The 20,587-nt window shown below is 44.3% G+C and carries 18 protein-coding genes and 4 pseudogenes; 10 read left to right on the forward strand and 12 right to left on the reverse strand.

Going from position 1 to position 20,587, the window contains the following annotated elements; genetic code table 11:
- Positions 1 to 2: 2 nt before the first annotated feature.
- Positions 3 to 582: pseudogene (locus tag MOF34_RS03790) on the reverse strand (DUF2777 domain-containing protein).
- 149 nt (positions 583 to 731) lie between these two features.
- Between MOF34_RS03790 and asnB the strand changes: the two are divergent.
- On the forward strand, positions 732 to 2,576 hold the full coding sequence (gene asnB, locus MOF34_RS03795) for an asparagine synthase (glutamine-hydrolyzing) (RefSeq protein ID WP_268398583.1): 1,845 nt from the start codon (positions 732 to 734) through the stop codon (positions 2,574 to 2,576).
- Positions 2,577 to 2,755: 179 nt separating this feature from the next.
- On the opposite strand, the gene MOF34_RS03800 is transcribed toward asnB, so the two are convergent.
- Complete coding sequence (locus tag MOF34_RS03800; protein WP_268398585.1) at positions 2,756 to 3,565, reverse strand: radical SAM protein; 810 nt, start codon at positions 3,563 to 3,565, stop codon at positions 2,756 to 2,758.
- Positions 3,566 to 4,354, reverse strand: coding sequence for a hypothetical protein (locus tag MOF34_RS03805; RefSeq protein ID WP_268398586.1), 789 nt, complete (start codon positions 4,352 to 4,354; stop codon positions 3,566 to 3,568).
- Positions 4,355 to 4,567: 213 nt separating this feature from the next.
- On the opposite strand from MOF34_RS03805, the pseudogene MOF34_RS20950 reads away from it, so the two are divergent.
- Positions 4,568 to 4,651: pseudogene (locus MOF34_RS20950) on the forward strand (hypothetical protein); the annotation flags it as partial.
- Positions 4,652 to 4,860: 209 nt separating this feature from the next.
- Here the strand turns inward: MOF34_RS20950 and MOF34_RS03810 are convergent.
- Positions 4,861 to 5,340 carry a DinB family protein gene (locus MOF34_RS03810; RefSeq protein ID WP_268398588.1) on the reverse strand — a complete coding sequence of 160 codons (480 nt, stop codon included), beginning with the start codon at positions 5,338 to 5,340 and terminating at the stop codon, positions 4,861 to 4,863.
- A gap of 375 nt (positions 5,341 to 5,715) precedes the next feature.
- On the opposite strand from MOF34_RS03810, the pseudogene MOF34_RS03815 reads away from it, so the two are divergent.
- Positions 5,716 to 6,560: pseudogene (locus MOF34_RS03815) on the forward strand (phytoene/squalene synthase family protein).
- A gap of 8 nt (positions 6,561 to 6,568) precedes the next feature.
- Here MOF34_RS03815 and MOF34_RS03820 read toward each other — a convergent pair.
- Positions 6,569 to 7,936 carry an MATE family efflux transporter gene (locus MOF34_RS03820; RefSeq protein ID WP_268398589.1) on the reverse strand — a complete coding sequence of 456 codons (1,368 nt, stop codon included), beginning with the start codon at positions 7,934 to 7,936 and terminating at the stop codon, positions 6,569 to 6,571.
- A gap of 123 nt (positions 7,937 to 8,059) precedes the next feature.
- On the opposite strand from MOF34_RS03820, the gene MOF34_RS03825 reads away from it, so the two are divergent.
- The 3 genes from MOF34_RS03825 to MOF34_RS03835 all read left to right on the forward strand — a co-directional run bounded on the left by MOF34_RS03825 (position 8,060) and on the right by MOF34_RS03835 (position 11,185).
- A complete protein-coding gene (locus MOF34_RS03825) occupies positions 8,060 to 8,923 on the forward strand; it encodes an AraC family transcriptional regulator (protein ID WP_268398733.1) in 864 nt (287 codons plus the stop codon).
- A 17-nt stretch (positions 8,924 to 8,940) separates the two neighbouring features.
- Positions 8,941 to 9,963 carry a transcriptional regulator DegA gene (degA, locus tag MOF34_RS03830; protein WP_019713906.1) on the forward strand — a complete coding sequence of 341 codons (1,023 nt, stop codon included), beginning with the start codon at positions 8,941 to 8,943 and terminating at the stop codon, positions 9,961 to 9,963.
- A 193-nt stretch (positions 9,964 to 10,156) separates the two neighbouring features.
- Positions 10,157 to 11,185 carry a Gfo/Idh/MocA family oxidoreductase gene (locus MOF34_RS03835; RefSeq protein WP_268398591.1) on the forward strand — a complete coding sequence of 343 codons (1,029 nt, stop codon included), beginning with the start codon at positions 10,157 to 10,159 and terminating at the stop codon, positions 11,183 to 11,185.
- 68 nt (positions 11,186 to 11,253) lie between these two features.
- Here the strand turns inward: MOF34_RS03835 and MOF34_RS03840 are convergent, their stop codons facing one another.
- Both MOF34_RS03840 and MOF34_RS03845 read right to left on the reverse strand, forming a co-directional pair.
- Entirely contained in the window at positions 11,254 to 11,763 is a 510-nt protein-coding gene (locus MOF34_RS03840; protein ID WP_268398592.1) for a DinB family protein, read from the reverse strand.
- Positions 11,764 to 11,812: 49 nt separating this feature from the next.
- Positions 11,813 to 12,462: pseudogene (locus MOF34_RS03845) on the reverse strand (LysE family transporter).
- An 82-nt stretch (positions 12,463 to 12,544) separates the two neighbouring features.
- On the opposite strand from MOF34_RS03845, the gene MOF34_RS03850 reads away from it, so the two are divergent.
- Positions 12,545 to 13,996 carry a PLP-dependent aminotransferase family protein gene (locus tag MOF34_RS03850; protein WP_268398594.1) on the forward strand — a complete coding sequence of 484 codons (1,452 nt, stop codon included), beginning with the start codon at positions 12,545 to 12,547 and terminating at the stop codon, positions 13,994 to 13,996.
- Positions 13,997 to 14,002: 6 nt separating this feature from the next.
- Here MOF34_RS03850 and MOF34_RS03855 read toward each other — a convergent pair whose 3' ends face one another.
- Entirely contained in the window at positions 14,003 to 14,641 is a 639-nt protein-coding gene (locus MOF34_RS03855; RefSeq protein WP_268398595.1) for a pentapeptide repeat-containing protein, read from the reverse strand.
- A gap of 203 nt (positions 14,642 to 14,844) precedes the next feature.
- Between MOF34_RS03855 and MOF34_RS03860 the strand changes: the two genes are divergently transcribed.
- Complete coding sequence (locus MOF34_RS03860) at positions 14,845 to 15,651, forward strand: alpha/beta fold hydrolase (RefSeq protein WP_268398596.1); 807 nt, start codon at positions 14,845 to 14,847, stop codon at positions 15,649 to 15,651.
- Between the two features lie 14 nt (positions 15,652 to 15,665).
- On the opposite strand, the gene cysC is transcribed toward MOF34_RS03860, so the two are convergent.
- From cysC to MOF34_RS03875, 3 genes are all read right to left on the reverse strand, one after another.
- Positions 15,666 to 16,277 (reverse strand): adenylyl-sulfate kinase, encoded by a 612-nt coding sequence (gene cysC / locus MOF34_RS03865; RefSeq protein ID WP_268398598.1) that lies wholly within the window; start codon positions 16,275 to 16,277, stop codon positions 15,666 to 15,668.
- Entirely contained in the window at positions 16,274 to 17,443 is a 1,170-nt protein-coding gene (gene sat, locus MOF34_RS03870; protein WP_268398599.1) for a sulfate adenylyltransferase, read from the reverse strand. The genes cysC and sat overlap by 4 nt, the downstream gene beginning before the upstream one ends.
- Positions 17,444 to 17,557: 114 nt before the next feature.
- A complete protein-coding gene (locus tag MOF34_RS03875; protein WP_268398600.1) occupies positions 17,558 to 18,271 on the reverse strand; it encodes a phosphoadenylyl-sulfate reductase in 714 nt (237 codons plus the stop codon).
- A gap of 190 nt (positions 18,272 to 18,461) precedes the next feature.
- Between MOF34_RS03875 and MOF34_RS03880 the strand changes: the two genes are divergently transcribed.
- Positions 18,462 to 19,148: a 2-phosphosulfolactate phosphatase gene (locus tag MOF34_RS03880; RefSeq protein WP_268398601.1), complete on the forward strand. Its 687-nt coding sequence runs from the start codon at positions 18,462 to 18,464 to the stop codon at positions 19,146 to 19,148.
- Positions 19,145 to 19,903, forward strand: a complete 759-nt coding sequence (locus MOF34_RS03885) for a phosphosulfolactate synthase (protein WP_268398603.1) — start codon at positions 19,145 to 19,147, stop codon at positions 19,901 to 19,903. Before MOF34_RS03880 ends, MOF34_RS03885 begins: the two co-directional genes overlap by 4 nt.
- A gap of 44 nt (positions 19,904 to 19,947) precedes the next feature.
- Here the strand turns inward: MOF34_RS03885 and MOF34_RS03890 are convergent, their stop codons facing one another.
- A complete protein-coding gene (locus tag MOF34_RS03890) occupies positions 19,948 to 20,577 on the reverse strand; it encodes a YitT family protein (RefSeq protein WP_029317017.1) in 630 nt (209 codons plus the stop codon).
- Between the last annotated feature and the right edge of the window lie 10 nt (positions 20,578 to 20,587).

The raw sequence follows: 20,587 nt of genomic DNA on the forward strand, positions 1-20,587 counted from the left end.
TTTTATTTGCGTCCCCGCTGGACTGCTGAATACATAATGGATCGCTTTCCATTGGAAGCCGTCCATTCGAATCGGTCTCCTGTCCCGTCATGGCTGTAGTGATGCTGCATCGCGCATTGGGCGGTGTCGTTTGAAAAGTGATAAAAAGAAACACCCTGCTCCTCCGATGTATTCGAAAAGACTCCTTTATTATAAGAAAAGACGCAATCGAATACCGATAAGCCAAAGCTGTGCAAGTGTTGTAAAAATGCGAGAAAGGTTTCGTCATCAAGCGAATCCAAAAGCGCCATGAGCGGCCGCTTGACTGATTTTTCATAGCGGATACGTTCTCCGCCTGAAAGGGAGATGTTTTCTTCACCGCATGCCAGAATCAATTGATCATGGAAGCCGGCCTGCTTCCACTTTCCTTTATGATGGATCCAGATTGGGCTGTGATGGAGACTGTCCGCCAGCAGTATATCTCCTTCCCCGTTTTCGATTAAACAGATGCCATCTTCGATGAGGATGGTGCCGTATTCCCATTTTCGTTCCTCTTTATATAATAATTGTTTCCGTTTCATACCATGCTGTCTCCTTTTTAATCTTTCCTCTCCGTTCTTTCCAATTTAAGCCTGTCCCATACAACTCTTTTGTGGACAAATCAACTATCTGCCTATAGATGCATAAACTTACTAAGGTGCTGAAAGGAAACGAAATTGTTACGAAAGAAACGGGATTGGAGCTGATATCACATGTGTGGAATTACGGGTTGGGTCGATTTTAAAAAGCAGCTCGTCCAGGAAAAGCAAACGATCAACAGAATGACAGACACTCTTTCCAAACGGGGGCCTGATGATTCTAACGTTTGGGGAGAGCACCATGTTTTATTCGGACATAAAAGGCTTGCGGTTGTCGATATCGAAGGCGGACGCCAGCCGATGGCATGCACCTATAAAGGGGATACGTACACCATTACTTACAATGGTGAGCTGTATAACACGGAGGACCTGCGCAAAGAATTACGGGCGCGGGGCCATCAGTTCGAGCGTACGTCAGATACGGAGGTGCTGCTGCATAGCTACATTGAATGGCAGGAAGACTGTGTAGACCATCTCAATGGCATATTCGCTTTTGCTGTGTGGGATGAAAAGCGCGATCTGCTGTTCGCCGCGAGAGACCGTCTCGGTGTGAAGCCGTTTTTTTACACGAAGCAAGGATCTTCTTTTCTCTTCGGGTCCGAAATCAAAGCGATCCTCGCACACCCTGATATAAAAGCGCAAGTGGACAGAACAGGACTTTCTGAAATTTTCGGACTTGGGCCGTCCAGAACCCCGGGAACTGGTGTGTTTAAAGGCATAAAAGAAGTCCGGCCGGCTCACGCGATGACGTTTTCTAAAGATGGGCTGAATATTTGGCGTTATTGGAATGTTGAAAGCGAAAAACATACGGACAGTTTTGATGACACAGTTGCCAATGTCAGATCGTTGTTTCAGGATGCGGTGACGCGACAGCTTGTGTCGGATGTGCCGGTTTGTACGTTTCTATCAGGCGGTCTGGACTCAAGCGCCATTACAGCAATTGCAGCAGGCCATTTTGAAAAGGGAGGAAAAGCGCCACTTCATACTTATTCGATTGATTACGAAGAGAACGATAAATTTTTTCAAGCGAGCGCTTTTCAGCCGAATGACGACGGGCCTTGGATTGAAAAAATGACAGAGGCCTTCGGCACAACACACCACAAATGCGTCATCAGCCAAAAGAATCTCGTCAATCATCTGGAGGAAGCCGTGCTGGTCAAAGACTTGCCGGGAATGGCTGATGTCGACTCGTCTCTGCTGTGGTTTTGCAGGGAAATCAAAAAGGACTTTGTCGTCAGCCTGTCGGGAGAGTGCGCGGATGAGATTTTCGGCGGGTACCCGTGGTTCCATATGGCAGACGTTGAATCGGGCTTTCCATGGATGAGATCGACAGAAGAGCGGATCAAACTGCTTTCTGATTCATGGCAGAAAAAATTGAATCTCAAAGAATACGTAAATGCCAAATACGAAGAAACCTTGGCGGAAACGCCATTATTAGACGGAGAAACGGGTGTGGACAAAGCAAGAAGACAGCTGTTCTATTTAAATATGCTTTGGTTTATGACGAACCTTTTGGATCGGAAGGACCGCATGAGCATGGGTGCGAGCCTTGAAGTGCGGGTGCCGTTCGCCGATCACCGGCTCGTGGAATATGTTTGGAATATCCCATGGGAAATGAAAATGCATGACAACCGGGAAAAAGGCATTTTGCGAAAAGCGCTTGAGGGCATTTTGCCTGATGACATTCTGTATCGCAAAAAAAGCCCATATCCGAAAACACACCACCCGGAATATACAAAAGGGGTCAGCGAATGGCTGAAAACGATCAGAAGCCAAAAAGACTCCGTGCTCCATACCCTGCTTGACAGAAAGCAATTGGATCAGCTTTTAGAAACGGAAGGCTCCTCCTTCAAGGTTCCGTGGTTCGGGCAGCTCATGAAGGGGCCACAGCTGATCGCCCACCTTGCTCAAATTCATACATGGTTTGAAGCGTATCGCATTGATATTGATGAGGGATAAAGAAAAAAGCCGATTCTGCGCAAATGGAATCGGCTTTTTCATGTGGAAAACAGTCATTGGAAAGGGCTAGCTATTCAGAGCAAATAAGGAATTCAGTTCTTTTTTCTTTTAATAAAAAATTATAAACTATTAAATGTAACACTAATAGTAAAGAATTACTTATGTGATGATGTTTGTAATTATTTATAACGTTGTTTTATTTTGGGGTTGATCAAAGTATCTATTGAAAAAACATTTTCTGTAACTTCTTTATCGAAAATAGATCCTAAAGAAAGGTACTCACCGTTAATGTTATTAGTGTATAAGTTTCCTTCCTCATCACAAAATATATAACCTTCCACTCTATCAGTATATTTATTTTTTTCAATAATTAAATCTGTTTTTGATGTATTTAAAAATTTTAAAGTTTCTTCAAAATCACTATCTGATATTTTGTATATACCCTCGAATCTCCTTGCGGAAGATAAGGGGAAAAATTGGTATATGCTCCAACGTTTTATGTTTTTGAGAGTTTTTATATATTCAAAAATATCAGGTATAAAATTTAAATTCTGTGCAGTTAATATAGTATTAACTTTAATATCTATACTGTATCCTTCTAATTGATGCAATGTATGATTCAGCTTTTGAAAAAGACGTTTAGAATCTCTAAATTGATTATATTTATCACCAATAGCGTCTATTGAAACGCCTAACATATCTATATTATCTTCAATAAATTTAAAGTCGTCAAATCCATTAATACTTATTGTATTAGTATCAACATGAGTGATAAGCTGTTTTTGATGTGCGATTTTATATGCTTCTCGAAAATCCCTTTTACTAAATGAATCTCCCCCCCCAAAAGTAATAATGTCGATTCCTAATTGAATTGCCTGTTTTACTATTGAGATAGATCTATCTTCAATTTTTTTATGATGAAAATCAATATAGCAGAATTTGCAGTTTAAATTACAACTTTGATTGTATGTAAGGATTAGTCTTTTCAATTAAACACCTCCCAAATCTAGTTCAATGTCTTCAATCGATTTGCTGTTTTTCCAACAGTAATCAAAATGACTTTTCATTGTTTTATAGTTATTACTACTACTATCGAATTCGATTGCTACAAAATTGTTTTCTAAACGCTCAGAAGTTTTTCCTAAATGGTAAGGATCGTATATCATATAATCGTTCGTAAAGAAAAGTGTATTGTAAACTTGGTCCGTAAATCGAATTTCTAAAGTTTCATATTTTGATACAAGAGCTTTTAATTCTTCAAAATTTAATTTTCTGTCCACGCCATTAGAATTATTTAATTTATTTCGTACAATTTTATTTTCACATTCAGGATTTATTAATAGTACTTTGAAAGAAGTGCTTTTATCTAACTGGTTTTTAACTTCTTTCCAATGTCTATCTGTTGAAGCATCTATATATGAGCGACCTGTTTCAGCTAATAAATACATGTAAGATGCTTTACTAATAGCAACTTGAGTTTTTTCATTTCGCTCTTTTTTAGAGTTACGGTCATACATGAAATAAATATTTTTAATCCCGTTTTTTTTCATGTTATCATATAGGATCTCTACTTTTTTTGCCTTTTTTAGTAAGGGATTGATTCCTTTAACTTTTAAAATGATTTCTAAAATAATAGCAATTAATGCTGTAGCTACAGCACTTTTAAACATATCATTTCCAAGAAATATATTTAAAACTAAAGCTGCTAAAGCAAAAAGAATTATTTCCAAAATAGTATTTGATAAGTAAAGTTTTCTAAGTTTCTCTCGGGAGTACAAATTTGTCACCTCGTTATATTTATTTAATATTTTAAAACAATGTTTGAAATATTTCTATTGTTCTCTAAAGATTTTAGTTATAATGAAAGGCTTCTGATTTGCCTCCTAAGTCTCTATAGGATTCTAAAAATCAGTTTGTAAATAATAGTATAAGCGTATAAAAGGGTGGCAAATTATTTTCTTTTAGATATAGATATTCTAGGGGAAATGAACATGAAAGGACCTCAGCTGATCGCCCACCTTGCTCAAATTCATACATGGTTTGAAGCGTATCGCATTGATATTGATGAGGGATAAAGAAAAAAGCCGATTCTGCGCAAATTTTATTAAAGGTCACTATTATCTAGAAGATTCCCAATGGAATGTCACACTTTTTATAGACTAAAACAAAAAAAGGATAGGTGAGCAGAGAAATTTGCTCTATCTATCCTTTTTTGTACTACAAATGACTTCATTTACTACAACAACAATATCGGACTTGTTGTTACAATAAAGCCCCCCTTACTTCAATAAGAATGGACAGATTTTAATTTTCTGCCAATAAAATTAGCTGATATTGGGCTTAATTTTAATTCCCTAGCCCATACAGAAAGTTGACCAATATGGTGAATTTCATGAGCTATGATATGGTGTAATATTTCGTCTCTCGTATATAAAACTTCTTTATCCCAAGGAACGCTTACAAGCTCATCTTTTATTTCATCTACATTTGTTTCTAAAAAGTCAATAATTTCAGTTCGGAATGTATTTGAAAGAGATTTAACCTTGTCTAGTGTATGATAATCAGCGAACTGAACAACGATATCTTCTTTCCCTTGGATAGCACGAACCCAACTATATTCCACGTCAATAATATGAAAAAGGGTATATAAAATACTTCCTACTCCACCAAGATGGTTTTTAAGTAACTCTTTAGTGGTTAGTTGATTACACCAAGTAAACCATTGATCCCTAACCTGCCAGTTATACTCAAAAAATTTTATCACTCAAATCACTCCAATAATATGGTACATCAAATAATAATTACTCTTTTTTTCCTAAATTCCTTCTTTTATTGAAGTAATCTGCCTCCATAGATATTTATTTAAATTTTTTCACTTTCTGTTGTATGGTATTACGTTGATTATCCTGTTTAGGTTTGTTAACTGAAATAGCCTTGTGAAGGTTTAATAATCAGATTCAATAATTCTGCAACCCCTATGTCACTGTACGAGCTAGGACTAATTTTAAAATTGTGTGTGACATTAAAGATAGGTTTAGCTATCATCATAAAAACATACACTCACTTATCTTCTACAAAGCAGAAATCGGCTTTTTCTTCATATACAATTGGGAAAAAACATAATAGACTTGAAGAAGCAGTGTTACATAGGAGTGAAAAGAAATGAAAGAGATAAAAGAAGCCTATCAGCAGTGCAGGCAGATCGTCAGCGCCCGCGAACCTGCCTGTTACAAAGCATTCTCGTTTCTTCCGCTGAAGCAAAGACAGGCTGCTTGGGCGGTTATGGCATTTTGCCATACGGCAGCCAATGCGGATGAGAACGAGTTATCTGCCATTGAAGCTGAGGCAGAACATGTTTTTTCCGGGACATATAACGGGAATCATTTTTTATACAAGGCTTTCAGCCATGCGTATCAGACCTTTACATTGGACAGCGAGCCATTCCGTGAGTTCATTGCCGCACAGAAGGCGGAAGATAAACCGTTCGAATGCCTTGATGAACTGCTCATGTACGCATACCAGACGGGCGGTACGGCCGGATTGATGATGCTCCCGATTATGGCGCGCCGACAACGGGAACAGCTTACACATGCAGCCGGTTCTCTCGGTTTAGCGATTCAGCTGATTCGGCTTATGAGAGATATCGGCACAGGCCAACAGCAAAAAAGCCGCATCCCTCGGCAGGTGATGCAGCAATTTGGATATACAGAGGACGACCTTCAGAAGGGTGTCGTGAATAAGGCATTCACAATGACGTGGGAGTATATCGCTTTTGAAGCGGAAGCCTACCTTGAGGAGAGTCAGGATGCCTTGCCTCTATTCCCACAGTATTCGCAAAAAACGGTGAAAGCCGCTCTTCGTTTGTACCGGGCTGTTTTAGAAAAAATCCGGGCGGAGCAGCACGATGTATTTCAGCATCAATACGACGTTACAGAGAATGAAGCGAAGCAGATTCTGTCTGACATAAAAAACACCCGGCCTTGAGCCGGGTGTTACGCCATACCTTTTTGAATCCAGATACGGGAACGCCATCTTCTATACATTAAGATTCCCCGTACCCATTCGTCCGCGATAAAGGAAATCCAAATGCCGGCAAGACCGAAACCGAGGTGGATGCCGAATAGATAAGCAAGCGGGAGACCGATGCCCCACATCGAAATCATTGCCATGTAAACCGGGAATTTTGCATCCCCCGCGGCACGCAGGGAGTTAATGATAATGATATTAAACGAGCGGCCCGGTTCAAGGATAATCGTCATGGCAATCAAAAGGCTCGCAGTCGCAATAATGTCAGGGCTTTGTGTAAAGATGCTGATCAGGTCTTTTGAAAAAATGGTCATCAAAACCGATGTAGCCGCAGCAATCCCCAGAGCCCAATATAAGCTCTTCATGCAGCGCTCATACGCGGCATCAAACTGTTTGCCGCCGATATAGCGGCCGATTAAAATTTGCGTGCCCTGGCTGATCGCAGTGCCGAACAGCAAAATAAACATCGTAATATTTTGCGTATACACTTTTGTAGTCAAAGCCTGCGCGCCCATGATGGCGATAAAATACGTGACAATCATTTGCGACAGGTTGTATGAAAGCTGTTCTCCCGCAGAAGGGATGCCGATTTTCAGCAGCTTGCGCAAATGCTCTTTATGCATATGAAAGACTTTTTTCAGCGACATTTTCAGCTGGATACGTTTGTTGACAATGACAATCATCGCGATTAATCCGATGACGCGGGCGATAGATGTAGACATGGCCACACCGGCAACGCCGAGAACAGGAAAACCGAACAGACCGAAAATCACAACAAAGTTTCCGGCAATGTTTAATACGTTCATGCCGATTGTGACAAACATTGTATCCTTTGTGTAGCCGTAGCTTTTTAAGATCGCGCTGAATGTCATGATTAAAGCCTGAATAAAGGATAGACCTCCGACAACTTGTAAAAAGACTTTTGCATCAGGCATCAGATCGCTTGATAATCCCATCATATGAAGCAGAGGGGCAGCCGCAAAAAAGACGATAGCGCTGATGGCAAGGCTGATGAAGAAGTTGGCGCCGATTGATACATAAGCGACTTCCATGGCTTCTTTCTTTTGCCGTGACCCTAAAAATTGTGAAATGATAACGGTCGTTCCTGTTGCGATAAAGCTGAACATCACGATAATTAAATTCAAAATCTGGTTGCTGACGCCGACTGCTGCCACGCTGTTATCTGAGTATTGGCTGAGCATCAGTGTATCGGCATTACCCATAAACATATATAATGAGACCTCAATAAAGATTGGCCAAGTAAGTGAAAATAATGAGAACGATTTGTCAGCGGGTTTTTTCAAAGCAGTTGATTTGAAGACGGCTTGTTTCATTGTCTCTAACCCCTTTCGTAAATAAAATCAACGTTTTAAAGTGTACCTCCATTTCCTTATAATAAAAAGGGAGAGAAACGATACTTCTTGCAAAAATCCGACTTAAAAAGGAGGATGATCAAAATGCCCCGCATCCTGTTTACAGTCCCGCCTTTTCCGGTATTTATCGCAGCCGGAGAAGGGGTTTTTAAAAGGGGAGAAACCCATGTGAAACGTGTATTCTCCGTGTTTGATCTGATATACGTCAAACAGGGGACGTTATATATAACAGAAAATGAAACATCGTACTCTGTTGAAGGCGGCGAGTACATCTTGCTTTCTCCCGGCCTTGAACACTACGGGACGAAGGGCAGTGATGAAGCAACCTCCTATTATTGGCTTCACTTTAATGAACATCGGTATGAATTTACGGCAAAGGGAGGCAGCAATTGGTCTGAGCTTCAGCGGGAAAAAGGGAGCTTCGAGGAGCCGGCCCGCTACGGACTGGCTTTGCCGAGAAAAGGCAAGGTGCAGCGCCCGCATTTTATGGCGCAGCAGTTTGAAAGGCTGATCGATTACTCCGCGGAAAACTCCGATTTGCCGCTTAGAAAGCAAATCTTATTTGAGGAGCTGATGCTGCATCTTCAAAAAGAGGCGTTTCAAATTCCGTCTGCAAAAGAGCGGATAGCCTGGGAGGCGGCCCGGTACTTACAGGAGCATTATAGGGAAAAGACGACAATCAAGGATCTCTCGCTCGCCCTTCACTATCATCAGGATTATGTGAGCCGCTGCATGCAGCAGGTGCTAGGCGTCACACCGGCACAATACACGAACCGGGTGAGAATGACGGAAGCAAAGCGCCTATTATCCTCTACAAATGATAAAATGGGCGTCATTGCAGAAACGGTAGGAATGGAAGACCCGACATACTTTTCAAAACTCTTTAAACAGATCGAAGGCATTTCACCAATTGAATACCGGAAAATTGTCAGTCGGAAAGTTCAATAACCAGACGAGGGATGAACATGAAAACAACCATTTACGATGTGGCAAAGGCGGCGGGCGTCTCGATCACAACTGTGTCGCGTGTGATTAACAAGACGGGCAGAATCAGCGACAAAACGAGGCAGAAGGTGATGAATGTCATGAAGGAAATGGCGTACACGCCCAATGTCCACGCCGCGGCGTTAACAGGAAAACGAACGAATATGATTGCACTTGTGGTACCTGATATTTCAAACCCGTTTTACGGCGAACTTGCCAAAAGCATTGAGGAAAGGGCGGATGAGCTCGGTTTTCAAATGATGATTTGCAGTACTGATTACAATCCGAAAAAAGAAACAACATATTTTTCGGTGCTGAAGCAGAAAAAAGTTGACGGGATTATTTTTGCGACAGGGATTGAGAATCATGACAGCATGTCTGCTTTGGAGGAAATCGCCAGTGAACAAATTCCGCTCGCCATGATTTCTCAGGATAAGCCGCTGCTTCCGATGGATATTATCGTGGTGGATGACGTTCGTGGCGGGTACGAGGCGGCCAAGCATCTTCTGTCGCTCGGCCATACGAACATCGCTTGCATTGTTGGAGACGGGTCAACAACGGGTGAAAAAAACAGAATAAAAGGCTTCCGTCAGGCGATGGAGGAAGCAGGCGTGCCTGTCGATGAATCGCTTATCATTCCGACACGATTTTCTTTGGAAAGCGGTAAGGAAGAAGCGGGAAAATTGCTGGACAGGAACGCCCCAACGGCTATTTTTGCCTTCAACGACGTATTGGCTTGCGCCGCCATACAAGCAGCGAGAATAAGAGGCATAAAAGTGCCGGATGACCTTTCCATCATCGGTTTTGATAACACCATACTTGCAGAAATGGCTGCCCCGCCCCTGACCACCGTGGCCCAGCCGATTAAAGATATGGGGCGGAGCGTCATCGAACTGCTGGCAGAAGCAATCGAAGGAAAACGAAAGACGAAACAAAAAATCGTGCTGCCGCCTGAGCTCGTGATTAGACACTCTACATCGCCGCTCAAAACAAAAGCCCGCTAATACGGGTTCTTTTCATTTTGACAATGGGCCAAAAAAACATATTGCGTGTAAACAACAGGCAGTGTAAAATGAAGCCATCTTTTGGGAAAGCGCTTGCGCAACATGTGAAAGCGGATTGAACCACTTTTTTTAGCTGGTAAGAGAAAGCGCTTTCTTGAACGAGCATAAAATGACATAAAGGAGAGGATGGGACGTGGAACATCAAGTAAGGTGCGCTGTATTAGGATTAGGAAGGCTCGGTTATGATCATGCGAAAAATCTCGTCTCCAGTGTGCCGGGGGCAAAGCTGGTCAGTGTCGGTGATCCGTTGAAAGGGAGAGCGGAGCAGGTTGCTAGAGAATTCGGTATCGAAAAATGGTCAGAGGACCCGTATGAGATGTTAGAAGATCCCGGGATTGACGCAGTCATTATTGTAACGCCGACAAGCACACATGGTGATATGATCATCAAAGCAGCCGAGAACGGGAAGCAGATATTCGTTGAAAAACCGCTGACATTGAGCCTTGAGGAATCAAAGGCAGTTTCTGAAAAAGTGAAAGAGACGGGAGTCATTTGCCAAGTCGGCTTTATGAGACGATTTGATCCCGCATACGCAGATGCCAAACGGCGGATCGACGCTGGGGAAATCGGTAAACCCATCTATTATAAAGGCTTTACGCGAGACCAGGGAGCGCCTCCCGCGGAGTTTATCAAACACAGTGGAGGGATCTTTATTGACTGCTCTATCCATGACTATGATATGGCCCGTTATTTGATAGGAGCGGAGATTACTTCTGTTTCGGGACACGGCAGGATCCTGAAGAATCCGTTTATGGAGCAGTATGGCGATGTGGATCAGGCGCTGACGTATTTAGAATTTGACTCGGGTGCTGCGGGAGATGTCGAGGCAAGCAGAACCTCTCCATACGGACATGACATTCGAGCGGAGGTTATCGGGACAGAGGGCAGTATTTTCATAGGGACATTGAGGAACCAACATGTGACCATCCTGTCGGCGAAAGGGAGCAGCTATGACATTATTCCAGACTTTCAAACTCGTTTTCATGAAGCCTACTGCTTAGAGCTGCAGCATTTTGCCGAGTGTGTCCGGAATGGAACAACGCCGATTGTGACGGATGTCGATGCAACGATCAATTTAGAAGTCGGCATCGCCGCGACCGATTCGTACCGAAGCGGCAAACCTGTACAGTTGGATGAGAAGAGTGCTTACACTAGTTTGTAAACGTTATCATTATACCTATATTTCGTATTATTCCCGCAAATCGTTCCTATCAAAAAAGCAAGGACAATTTAGCCCTTGCTTTCTTTCTTTTCATATAGATAATAGACATAATCAGTAGGTACACCTGTATGTCCAAGCTGCCTCAGTATTGCGGTCACGTTCCCTCTGTGATACGTGCCATGGTTGACGACATGCAGGATGACGTCTGCATAAGTTGTCTCTAGTGTTCCATGTGTCGGATGCTGAAATGAGACTTGCTGTTCAAAGTCCGTCTGGCGGCTGAAGAAATCATGATACTGTGCCTGCAGTTCAGCTACATGCTCTTTAATCGCTGCCATATTACGATGTGCAGCCTCGAATTTGCCGACACTGTCTATCACCTCTTTGTAGGTTGCTCCTGAAAGAGTTTTTATCCACATGTAGTCAGCCCTGCACATATGAAGCAGCACGTCACTGACAGAAGGAAATACGCTCTTTACTTCTTGATAAGCAGTTTCCTCCGGCAGATGTTCCATATGGTTCAAGATTCGCTTGTTCGCCCAGGAATGGTAGTCATAAAACTGTTTAGCATCAGTCATCAGCATTGCCTCCTTTTCTAAGAAATTCGCTGTTTCAATTGTAATTCCTTCAATTGCTGAAAAAAGCTACCCCGAAATACCCTGCTGCTGCCCACATCACCACTGCAGAGCATTTGTTTACGATTAGCATAAGCCTGCCGCTCGTATCTATCGTCTGAAACAGCCGGCCCGCTATCGCAAGACTGATAAACCAAATCCAAGAGACAGCGATGCAGGCGGCCATAAAGAGCCATTTCTCAAGCCCAGAATATTGGAGCGAGCTCGTGCCGATGACACCGATCGTGTCCAGAATAGCGTGTGGGTTTAAAAGAGAAACGGCTGCCGCAAACACAGCTTGCTGTTTAGCTGTGAACGTATGTTTCTCATTTTGGTTTGTTTTCGGATGGCTGGTCCAAGTTACCCAGCCCATATAGAGGAGAAACAAAAATCCGCAGGCCATCATGGCTGTCTCAAACACCGGCAGCTGCTGGACGATGACAGATACGCCTGCAACAGCTAAAACAATTAACAGAGTATCGCAGACAGAAGCGCTGATGATGGCAGGGAGTGCCCGCCAAATATGCCTTTGCCACGCTCCTTGCTGAAAAATAAACACATTCTGCGCTCCCAGCGGCAAAATTAAGCCAAAGGCAAGCGCAACTCCGTGAATGATTGCATTCATGCGGAAAAAACTCCTTTCACATCTGTTTTTTCAATCATAAGGGAGATTTTTTCCCGAGTCTCCGGCCATTTGGTTGGGTTTAGAACCAGCCAAATGTATAATGTGAAGAAAAGAGGGGGTATGACCTTGACGCAATGGCAGCCAAGCCAAGATTCGGATGTTCCGCTGCATCGGCAGATCGAACAATACATGAAAGATAAAATTCTTCACGGAGAGTGGGCTGTGGGGACGAAAATTCCTTCGCAGAGAACGCTGGCCGATATGTTTCAAGTCAACCGCAGCACAGTGACAGCTGCCGTTGATGAACTCACGTCTCAAGGCCTATTAGAGGGGAGAAGAGGTGGCGGCACGAAGGTTGTAAACAGTACGTGGAGCGTGCTGGCGGCTGAGCCTCCACTCGATTGGAGTGATTACGTCCGTTCAGGCATTCATCACCCTAATTCTTCTATCATACAGGATATTAATCAAAACGAACCAAGAGCGGATATTATCAGATTAGGCACAGGAGAGCTTTCACCGGATCTGCTTCCAGTTGACACAATGCGCCGGATGTTTCAGCAGATCAATCCGCTTGCCCTGTCTTTAGGATACGAGCAGCCGAAAGGAAATCCTAAGCTGCGGGAGGCGGTAGCGGACCATTTAAAAGGCAAGCAGATCCATGTATCACCGTCATCCATTTTAATTGTGTCTGGCGCACTTCAGGCGCTTCAGCTCATCTCGATCGGGCTTTTAAAACGAGGTTCTGTTATTTTGACGGAAAAGCCTTCCTACCTTCAATCTTTGCATGTGTTTCAATCAGCGGGGATGCGGCTTCGCGGCTTGCCGATGGATGAAGAAGGAATCAATGCGGGGCTTGTTTCTTCTTATCGAAAACAATACGGAGGACAGCTGCTTTACACCATTCCGTCGTTTCATAATCCGACAGGCACTGTTATGTCAGAGCAGCGAAGGAAAGAGATCATCGGCCTGTCAAAAAAAGAGCAGCTGCCGATCATTGAGGATGATGCGTACGGTGATTTATGGTTTGAAGAGAAACCGCCGCAGCCGTTAAAAGCAATGGACCATGAAGGCAATATTCTGTATTTGGGCACTTTTTCAAAAACGGTTAGCCCAGGCCTTCGAATCGGCTGGCTTGCCGGACCGGAGCCGGTCATTGAAAGGCTGGCGGATATTAAAATGCAGACAGACTACGGATCGAGCGGACTGTCCCAGTGGGCGGCTGCTGAATGGCTGTCACAGGGGTATTATGAAGAGCAGCTGACATGGATACGAAGGGCACTAAAACAAAGAAGAGACGCGGCAGTTCATTTTCTCAATTGGTATGCCGGAGACATCGCGACGTGGCGGATTCCCGCCGGCGGCTTTTATATGTGGGTGACATTTCACAAAGCCTTGCCTATCAGCCGTTTCTTTCATGAACTGCTGAAACAGCAGGTGCTGGTGAATCCCGGTTCCATTTATGACGGTGAAGACCGAAACAGCATCAGGCTGTCATATGCCTATGCCTCTCTTGCGGATTTGAAAACAGGCATTAAAGCGGCAGCCGATACAGCCCGCCGCCTGATGTCCTAACGTTTGTTACACAATGACAGCTCCGAGCGCTCTGGCGAAAGCAATCGCATGCTCAGGCGCGATTTTGCAGCCTTTCAATTTGTCGAGGGAGACATGAAGCTGGTCAAAACGGCACGTGCTGATGTCCATGGTTTGAAGGGATGTGCCGGTAAAGCTGGCGCCTTCCAGTTCGCACCCGTCAAAGTGTGTCTGCTGAAGCGCCATATTGCTGCACTCACTTTGCATAAGGGCGCAGTGATCAAAACGGACTTGTTTCATATTTGAGTATGAGAATGAACTGAAATGTCCGTGGCACTCCTCGAATGAGACATTCCGCAGCGTTGATTCTGCCACATTCATTCCAACCATTTTTGATTGCTTAACAGATGTTCTGTGAATGACAGCCCCGCTGAAATCAGCGTTTGATAAATCACATTTCTCAAAGATCACATCGGTCAGTTCAATATGCCGGAAAGACACATCGATAAACACGACATTTCTGAATATCGTTTTTTCCACACAAAGTCTTTCTATATCTTCGCCACAGATTGTACAATCTGCAAACAAATGCATGCTGACCATATCATCCTGCGTCGCGGTTTCATGAAAATCTGCGGTTTGCAGGTTTTCCGGTATGTGCGGTTTTTGAATCACTACTTTATTCATGAGATGACATCCTTTACTGCCCGAAAACCAGAGGCCTCCGGGATCAATTTAATAGATTGTTATGGAAGTTGATACATATAGTAAAACGTGAAGAGCCTTTTCTTGGTCAGCAGCCCGCTTGTTTTGTAAGCATAAATGGAAAGCTTTCTGTGCGTCAAGGCGTTTACAGGCCGGGAAAGAAAAGGGAACAGGAGGAATGCGGAATGGGGCATTACGTCAAAACCGAGGAGCATGTGACACTGTTTGTAGAGGATATCGGACATGGAAGGCCAATCATCTTTTTGCACGGGTGGCCGTTGAATCATAAGATGTTTGAATATCAAATGAATGAGCTTCCGAAAAGAGGATTTCGTTTTATCGGCATTGATTTACGGGGATATGGGCAATCTGACCGCCCGTGGGAAGGCTACGATTATGACACAATGGCCGATGATGTGAAGGCAGTCATTTATACGCTGCAGCTTGAGAACGCGGTTCTTGCCGGTTTTTCGATGGGCGGCGCAATTGCAATCCGTTATTTAGCAAGGCATGACGGAGCCGATATTGATAAGCTGATTTTATTGTCTGCAGCAGCGCCCGCATTCACAAAACGCCCGGGTTATCCGTACGGCATGAGGAAGCAGGATATTGACGATATGATTGAACAAATCAAAAACGATCGGCCAAAAACACTGGCTGATTTAGGAGAACAGTTTTTTGAGGAAAAAGTGTCTCCGGAGTTCAGGCAGTGGTTTCTCAATCTGATGCTGGAAGCTTCCTCTTACGGGACGATCCACTCAGGCATTGCATTAAGAGACGAGGATCTCAGAAAGGATCTTGCCTTGATCAAGGTGCCGGCGCTGATCCTGCACGGGAGAAAGGATAAAATTGCGCCATTTGATTTTGCGAAAGAATTGAAGCGCGGCATCAAACAGTCGGAATTGGTTCCGTTTGTAAATAACGGGCACGGAGCTTTCTATGAAGAAAAAGAGAAGATCAACCATTTGATTGCGCAGTTTTCCAAATTATAAGAAAAAACCCGATATTAATCGGGTTTCTTTATGATTCCTTTGCTTTGCAGTTCAGTAATGATCAAATCAGCTCCGTCGGAAATAGATATCTGGTCTGATTCAATGATGAAATCAGGTGAAAGCGGCGCTTCATACGGAGAATCGATCCCGGTGAAATGTTTGATTTCTCCGTTTCGCGCTTTTTGATAAAGTCCCTTCGGATCGCGCTGTTCACAGACATGCAGCGGGCATTTCACATATATTTCATAGAATTCCCCTTCAGGAAAGAGCGCTCTGACCATATCCCGGTCCTCTCGGAATGGAGAAATAAAAGCCGTTAAAATCACTTGCCCGCTGTCGACAAACAGCTTCGCCACTTCTCCGATTCGGCGGATGTTTTCTATCCTGTCTTCAGTCCGAAAACCGAGATCTTTGTTTAAGCCGTGGCGGATATTATCGCCGTCGAGCACATAGCTCTGAATCCCCATGCGGTAAAGCTTTTCATCAACCGCATTGGCCAGCACCGATTTTCCTGAGCCGGACAGCCCGGTAAACCAGAGGGCGCAGCTTTTGTGTCCGTTTAAGGACTGTCTGTCAGACTTTGTGATTGCAGCGGGGTGCCAAATGATGTTCGGATTGTGTGTCATTCCAATCCCCCGCTGTTTTGCTGAATGGCAACGGGCTGTTGCTGAAGACCCTTGATCAGCACGTTTGCGACCTCAGGCCGGCTGAATTCTTTAGGCGGCTTTTTGCCTTGGCGGAGAAGCTCTCTCACCTTTGTGCCGGATAAGTGGATATGCTCTCTTTGGCTGTGTGGACATGTTTTCGAGGTGCCCATGTTTCCGCATTTCCGGCAGTAAAAGCTGTGCTCGAAAAACAGCGGCTTAATGCCCAGTTCCTCCTCAGTGAATGATTGAAAAATGTTTTGCGCGTCGTACGTTCCGTAATAGCTGCCGACACCCGCGTGATCACGGCCTACAATAAAATGGGTGCAGCCGTAATTTTTGCGGACGAGCGCATGAAAAATCGCTTCCCGCGGACCTGCATACCGCATGGCGGCAGGGAACACCGACAACATGACACGATCCTTTGGATAATAGTGATCAAGCAAAACCTGGTAGCTTTCCATTCTGATATCACTCGGGATATCGTCTGGCTTCGTTTCTCCAACAAGCGGGTGAAGCAGCAGACCGTCGACCGTTTCTAACGCTGTTTTTTGAATGTATTCATGCGCTCTGTGAACAGGGTTCCTGGTTTGAAAGCCGACAATCGTTTTCCAGCCGAGTTTTTTAAAGGCTGCTCTTGTTTCTGCGGGTGCTGCGTAAAACTGTTCGAAGGATTTGTCGGGAAGGCGGCTGACAACGATTGGCCCTCCGATGTAGTAATCCGGCCGCGCCAGCATTTTTTTTACGCCTGGGTGGGCAGGATCGTTTGTATTAAAAACAGACAGTGCTTCTTGTGTTTTATCAGGCTGGTATATATCAGTAACTGTGATCATGCCGTAGGTGATGCCGTCTTTCACAAGCTTGACGTGATCTCCGGCAGACAGTTTTTTTGCGGTTTCTTCTCCGACAGGCAGCGTAATCGGCAGGCTCCAAGGCAAGCCGTTTGCCAGCCTCATCTCTTTCACAACAGTATGATAATCTTTTTCTCCCAAAAAACCAGTTAACGGGCTGTAGCCGCCGATCGCGATAAGCTCCAGGTCGCTCAGTGCAAGCTGATCCAGCTCCGCTTCGCACGTGCACCCTTCAAAATGGCATGCGGGATCGCAGCGGTTGATTAACACCCCTCCATGGGGCTCGCTTCCATTCAACGTGTTCAACCTCCATTTTTACGTTTCCTTTGTTTTTCTTTTCTGCGCTGGTTGATAACTTCAAAAGCAGCGCCTCAACATCATTTCATTCCCATAGCATGCGTTTGCCAGACATTATTCTTGATGCAGGCCGCATTCTGTTTTCTCCCGTCCGGCCCATCTGCCAGCTCTTTCATCGTTTGGGTCCGAGGAAGGCAATGTACACATTTCACAGCCTATGCTCGGGTAATGTTGATCGTGCAGTTTGTTATAAGGCAAATTGTGCAGGCGGATGTATGTCCAAACGTCATCCCATGTCCAGTGGATGAGCGGGCAAATTTTAATGAGCTTAAACTTCTGATCCAGATTCACGTATTGAATATGCTTTCTCGTAGGCGACTGCTCCCGGCGCAGACCTGAAATCCAAGCTGTCATGCCGGACAGGTGTTTTTTAAGCGGGTCGATTTTCCGCAATTCACAGCATAGATTCGGGTTATGCTTCCACAGCTCTCCGCCGTATTGCGTCTCCTGTTCTTTTAAGCTCAGCTCGGGTTCGAGCAGCTGGATTTTCAAGCTCGGATATCGCTCTTTGACGGTCTCGATCAGCTCATATGTTTCCTGAAAATGCAGCCCTGTATCCAAAAAGATGATGTGCGCGTTTTTGTTGATTTTTGATATGAGGTCAAGAAGCACCATCCCTTCTGCGCCAAAGCTGCACGCGTACACAATCTTTTCCCCGTATATTCGGTAAGCCCATTTCAACACATCGAGCTCATCGATCAATTGATCCGTTATCTGTTTGGACAGCGTGTCGTTCCATGTATCATGAGTGATGATTTGTTCGTTCAACATTTTCCCCCCGTTTGCATCTGTTTGTTTTCTTATCTAGTGATCGAGTTATAGGCAGACTATTCATTTTTCACATAAACGTTCAGGGTTTTTAGGTGCGGCGGCGCCTAAAATGAAGGGGCGGAACCATTAAGAGACCGGCTGAATATGCTTTTAAGCAAAATGGTTTTTATGCCCAAGGAGAGGTAGTATGCCGATTACCATTTATCAGGGGCATCATCATTCGCTTGCCCCGGCGGATATTAATATCGTCATTGATGTCATCAGAGCCTTTACGGTCGCCCATTATGCGTTTATCGGCGGAGCGAAAGAGATTTTATTGGTCGGGACAGCGGAGGAAGCCTTTGTGCTAAAAGACAGTTTTCCGGATTACGTATTGACGGGAGAGGAAAAGGGGGTGGGTATCACCGGATTTGATTTAGATAATTCTCCAAAACGCATGGCAATGCAGGATATGGCGGATAAGCGTTTGATCCAGAAAACAACAAACGGCGTCACAGCGGCGTTAGGGGCGCTGAACACCAGACATCTGTTCGTAACCGGATTTTCCAACGCCAAAACAACGGCAGAGCATGTAAAAACACTCGCCGTAAAGGATTGTGTCATCAACATTGTTGCTTCCCACCCGTCAGGTGATGACGACATGGCGTGTGCGGAGTATATCAAAGGCATTATTGAAGAGACAAATGCAGTAACGGCTGCGGGGGTAATTGATAGAATAAAACGCTCTTCTGTTGCAGAGAAATTTTTTGATCCCAGCCAGCCATTGTTTGATCCGGAAGACATATCATACTGTACAAAAGAACTGACAGGCGATTTCGTGATGAAAGTAAAACAAGAAAGAGAAGTTCCAACGATAGAGAGGGTCATAATATGAATGATTTTTCACTAGAATTGCCAGTGAGAACAAGCAAGCCGAGAGAAACGGGGCAGACGATTTTAATTGATAACGGCTACCCCTTGCAATTTTTCAAAGATGTAATAGCTGGGGCGTCCGACTATATTGATTTTGTGAAATTCGGCTGGGGCACATCATTACTTACGAAAGACCTTGAAGAAAAAATCAGCTCGCTGAACGAGCATGATATTAAATTTTTCTTTGGCGGCACATTGTTTGAGAAATATGTAAGCCAGAAAAAAGTGAATGAATTTCATCGGTACTGCACCTATTTCGGCTGTAAATATATTGAGATTTCAAACGGTACGCTTCCGATGACAAATAAAGAGAAAGCGGCTTACATTGCCGATTTTTCTGATGAATTTCTTGTGCTCAGTGAGGTGGGCAGCAAGGATGCGGAATTATCAAGCCGGCAAAGCTCTGGGGAATGGCTTGAGTATATCATTGAGGATATGGAAGCGGGCGCGGAAAAAGTGATTACAGAGGCAAGGGAAAGCGGGACAGGCGGGATCTGTTCCAGCAGCGGCGATGTCCGGTTTCAAATTGTTGATGACATCATTTCCTCAAATATTGATATCACCAGGCTGATTTTTGAAGCGCCAAACAAAACGCTTCAGCAAGGGTTTATTCAAAGGATTGGGCCGAATGTGAATCTGGCCAATATCCCCTTTCATGATGCCATCGCGTTAGAGACACTGCGCTTAGGGCTAAGATCCGATACCTTTTATTTGTAAAACAGCGGCTGCGGGGCTCTCGCCATGAAGAGAGCCTCTTCCTATTATTTTTTATGGCGGTACATAGGCGTGAGATAGGGAAGTGAAGTCAGGCGGATGTTATAGATGAAGTCGATGACTCTTGTCGATATGACTTGGCATATCAGGGCTTGAATGACGATGCCCCAGTCAATAATAGACGCGGTGACCATAAAAATGATGCCATTCATGATAAGGAGGATCGTTCCGGGATTCCCGCCGCGATAGATGGAAATCATCAGAGCAAGGGCTCCGAATCCTCCGTTCGAAATTTTGTATTTGTATAAAAGTCCGATGCCAAGTCCCAATAACACAGCGCCGCTTGCCAAATCAAGCCACAGGTTGGATGTGATATCCGTAAAAACAAAATCGAATATCAGGACCGAGACAGAGGTAACGGTAATCGAAGCAAGGGTGCCGGTAAATGTTCTCATCTCCAGCCATTTTAAAGCAGTAAAAAGCATCGAAACATTCACTGCCCACACTGAAAAGCCATGTGGGATTTGAAACAGATAATGCAGCAGCACCGCAATACCTGCTGCCCCGCCTGTCGGAATATCATGTGGAAATAAAAACAAGGACATGCCGAGTCCCTGTAATACGCCGCCTACGACAATCATAAACGTGAGTTTTGCTTTCATCAGCAGTTCAGCCATTAAGTCATTT

It is taken from the genome of Bacillus sp. T17B1, from assembly GCF_026796395.1.
GTDB classification, from domain to species: Bacteria; Bacillota; Bacilli; order Bacillales; family Bacillaceae; genus Bacillus; species Bacillus spizizenii_A.

Coding starts and splice junctions, on each gene's coding strand:
- MOF34_RS03880 (WP_268398601.1), top strand. CDS start 18,462: ATGCCGATTACCATTTATCAGGGGCATCATCATTCGCTTGCCCCGGCG.
- cysC (WP_268398598.1), bottom strand. CDS start 16,277: ATGACACACAATCCGAACATCATTTGGCACCCCGCTGCAATCACAAAG.
- MOF34_RS03855 (WP_268398595.1), bottom strand. CDS start 14,641: ATGAATAAAGTAGTGATTCAAAAACCGCACATACCGGAAAACCTGCAA.
- MOF34_RS03820 (WP_268398589.1), bottom strand. CDS start 7,936: ATGAAACAAGCCGTCTTCAAATCAACTGCTTTGAAAAAACCCGCTGAC.
- asnB (WP_268398583.1), top strand. CDS start 732: ATGTGTGGAATTACGGGTTGGGTCGATTTTAAAAAGCAGCTCGTCCAG.
- MOF34_RS03840 (WP_268398592.1), bottom strand. CDS start 11,763: ATGACTGATGCTAAACAGTTTTATGACTACCATTCCTGGGCGAACAAG.
- MOF34_RS03860 (WP_268398596.1), top strand. CDS start 14,845: ATGGGGCATTACGTCAAAACCGAGGAGCATGTGACACTGTTTGTAGAG.
- MOF34_RS03850 (WP_268398594.1), top strand. CDS start 12,545: ATGACCTTGACGCAATGGCAGCCAAGCCAAGATTCGGATGTTCCGCTG.
- MOF34_RS03885 (WP_268398603.1), top strand. CDS start 19,145: ATGAATGATTTTTCACTAGAATTGCCAGTGAGAACAAGCAAGCCGAGA.
- MOF34_RS03890 (WP_029317017.1), bottom strand. CDS start 20,577: ATGGCTGAACTGCTGATGAAAGCAAAACTCACGTTTATGATTGTCGTA.
- degA (WP_019713906.1), top strand. CDS start 8,941: ATGAAAACAACCATTTACGATGTGGCAAAGGCGGCGGGCGTCTCGATC.
- MOF34_RS03825 (WP_268398733.1), top strand. CDS start 8,060: ATGCCCCGCATCCTGTTTACAGTCCCGCCTTTTCCGGTATTTATCGCA.